The organism is Bradyrhizobium sp. (assembly GCF_035570375.1).
Classification (GTDB): domain Bacteria; phylum Pseudomonadota; class Alphaproteobacteria; order Rhizobiales; family Xanthobacteraceae; genus Bradyrhizobium.
The window spans coordinates 1-2949 of record NZ_DATMLW010000132.1 but is presented as its reverse complement, the minus strand read 5'-3'; the positions used below and the strand labels follow the sequence as shown (position 1 = coordinate 2949).

Below are 2949 nucleotides of genomic sequence, written 5' to 3'. Positions count from 1 at the left end.
CCTGGCCCATCGACTACCAGGACGAAGGCGCCCTGCATTATCGCGCCCTCTCGATGCTTGGGCTGCCGATTGGCGAGCAGTTCGTGCTCGATGAGCTGGCGGCGGATTGCGCGGCGGACAATCGATACGAATTCATGCTCACGTCCGCGCCGATGAACCTCGAGGGAGGAATTGCCTCGCCTCCCAACGCTCTGGCGATCAAGTGAGCCGTTTCGCAGCCGTCGGAAGATTCGGGGCTACGGTGCTTCGATGGTAGCAGCGCTGTCCGATCTGAGGATCGTTGAGCTAGGCGAAATGGTATCGGCGCCGTACTGCACCAAGCTCTTTGCCGACCTCGGCGCCGACGTAGTCAAAATCGAGCCGCCGCGCGTAGGCGATCGCTCGCGAACCCGCGGTCCCTTCCCCGACGACGAGGTGCATCCGGAAAAGAGCGGCCTCTTCCTTTACCTCAATACTAACAAGCGCGGCGTTACCCTGGATGTTGCGAGTCTGCAAGGCTTCGGGATTTTCGAGAAGTTGATTGCGGACGCCGACGTCCTGGTGCACAACCTCGCGCCGCCCGAGATGGATCGCATAGGACTTAACTTCGATCGGCTGCAGCGCATCAACCCCGCGCTCATCATGACCTCGATCGCGCCCTACGGCTTAAGCGGACCGTATCGCAACTACCGCTCCGAAGATCTTACGCTGTGGTGCGCAGGCGGAGTGTGCGTGCTCAACGGCGGCGGCCCCGAGAATCAGGAATTGCCGCCGCTCAAGACCTTCGGCCATCAGGCCGGCTACCAGGGTGGTGTGCACGCCGCCACCGCAACTATCGCCGCCGTTCTTGCCCGAACTGCCGGCGAAGCGGGTCAGCATGTCGAGGTCTCGATACAGGAATCGATCGCGTCGCAGCTCGAGATGACCTTCGAGTACTGGCCCTACGCGAAGATGATCGCGAGCCGCCACGGCCAGAAACCGGTGCATCCGGTCGGGATGATGCGATGCAAAGACGGCTACATCTACCTGTGCTGCATCTTCGAACATCACTGGCGGTCCTTCGTCGAAATCATGGGCAACCCGGATTGGGCGGACGAAGAAATTTTCGCAGACGGCCCCAGGCGCGCGCAGAATTGGGACGCGCTCAAGGTCTTCCTCGAGCCATGGGTCAGCCAGCAGAGCGTGATCGACCTCTACCGCAAGGCGCAGGAAAGGCGGGTGCCTTTCGCGCCGGTCTCGACGATGGCCGACCTGTTGAACTCGGAGCATCTGCAGGCGCGCGAATTTTTTGTGGAGATCGCCCAGCCGGTCGCGGGCACTCACAAGTATCCCGGCGCGCCTGTCAAGTTTTCGCAAACGCCGTGGAAGATTCGGATCCCCGCGCCGACACTGGGCCAACATAACGCGGAGATTTTCGGCGGATCGCTCGGGATGTCGTCCGCGCGAATCAAAGAGCTGACCCATAAGGGCGTGATCTAGGATGGCGAAACTGCCGCTCGCGGGAATTCGAGTCGCTGACTTCAGTTGGGTCTGGGCCGGCCCCTACTGCACGCTGCAGCTGGCCTATCTCGGCGCGGAAGTGATTCGCCTCGAGAGCAGCACGCGGCCGTGCGTCACCCGGATGCTGCCGCCGTGGCCGGACGGTAAGCCCGGCAGCCTGAACAGATCGGGCTACTTCAACCAGTACAACCAGGGCAAGAAGTCGTTGTCGCTCAACTTCAACCATCCCGAGGCAAAGGAAGTCGCTTGGCGGTTGATCAAGTCGTCCGACATCGTCGTCAATAACTTCGCCGCCAGCGTGATGGACAATCTGGGATTCGGCTACGATGCGATCCGCGCCGCCAAGCCAGACATCATCATGATCTCGCTGTTGGGTTACGGCGATACCGGTCCCTATCGCGAGTATCTCGCTCTGGGCCCGACGCAGGTGCCGAACTCCGGGCTCTCGGCGCTGACCGGCTACGAGGGCTGGCCGCCGATGCATGCCGGGTTCAGCTACCCCGACCCGAACGCGGGGATTCATGGCGCGTTCGCGGTGATGGCCGCACTCCACCATCGCGCCAAAACCGGTGAGGGCCAGTTCATCGACATGAGCCAGTGGGAATGCACGATGGATCTGCTGGCCGAGGGCATCCTCGATTACACCATGAATGGGCGCGAGCCCCGGCGGATCGGAAATCGCGATCCGCAAATGTCACCGCACGGCATTTTCAAATGTCTGGACCTGCCCGAAAAGATCGCGAACGTGACGATCGATCAGTGGGTCGCGATCGCATGCGCCGATGACGACGAGTGGCGCCGGTTGTCGCACGCGATCGGCCGCCATCAGCTCGCCGATGACGCGCGCTTTGCGACCTTGGCTTCACGCAAGAGAAACGAGGATGCGCTCGAAGCGATCATCACTGAGTGGACCTCGCAGCGGCGCGTAACTGACGTCGTCGATGCCCTTCAGGCCGCAGGCGTCGCTGCGGGCGCCTGTGCCGACAACAAGTATCTCCACGACGATCCGAATCTCGCCGCGGGAAAGTACTGGGTTGAGCTTGAGCATCCCGAGGTCGGTGTGAAGCGGCATTGCGGAATTCCATGGCGAATGAGCGCAACGCCTTGCGAAGTAAAAACGCCGGCGCCCCTCTTGGGGCAGCATACCGATGAACTGATGACGGGACTGCTGGGTTACACGGCGGCCGAGGTCGAGGATTTGCGAAAAAAGGGAGCGCTTGACTGAGCGGTGCCTTCCAAACGCGGGCACCTCACTCATTCGCTGGACGGGCAAAAATTCAGAGAGTACGTTCGGCCGATAGCAAGGAGAGCGAGATGAGCAAAGAACCATTGGTCCTTTACCACAAGAACGGTCCAGTGGTGACCGTCACGCTGAACCGGCCCGAGAAACTGAACGCGATTACGCACGAGTTCCATCACGAATTGAATTCTGCGCTGCGCAAGTTCAATGCCGATCCTGAGACTTACATC

General features: G+C 61.1%; 4 protein-coding genes. All 4 read left to right on the top strand.

Going from position 1 to position 2949, the window contains the following annotated elements; genetic code table 11:
- Positions 1 to 206, top strand: a 206-nt coding sequence (locus VNX23_RS14340) for a hypothetical protein (RefSeq protein ID WP_414642996.1), incomplete at its 5' end; no start/stop codon positions are given.
- Between the two features lie 43 nt (positions 207 to 249).
- The gene (locus VNX23_RS14335; protein ID WP_325631030.1) at positions 250 to 1458 is read left to right on the top strand and encodes a CoA transferase; all 1209 of its coding nucleotides are present in this window, start codon (positions 250 to 252) and stop codon (positions 1456 to 1458) included.
- Between the two features lies 1 nt (position 1459).
- Positions 1460 to 2704, top strand: coding sequence for a CoA transferase (locus tag VNX23_RS14330; RefSeq protein ID WP_325631029.1), 1245 nt, complete (start codon positions 1460 to 1462; stop codon positions 2702 to 2704).
- Positions 2705 to 2793: 89 nt separating this feature from the next.
- Positions 2794 to 2949: enoyl-CoA hydratase/isomerase family protein (locus VNX23_RS31045; protein WP_414642997.1), on the top strand; the 156-nt coding region annotated here is incomplete at its 3' end.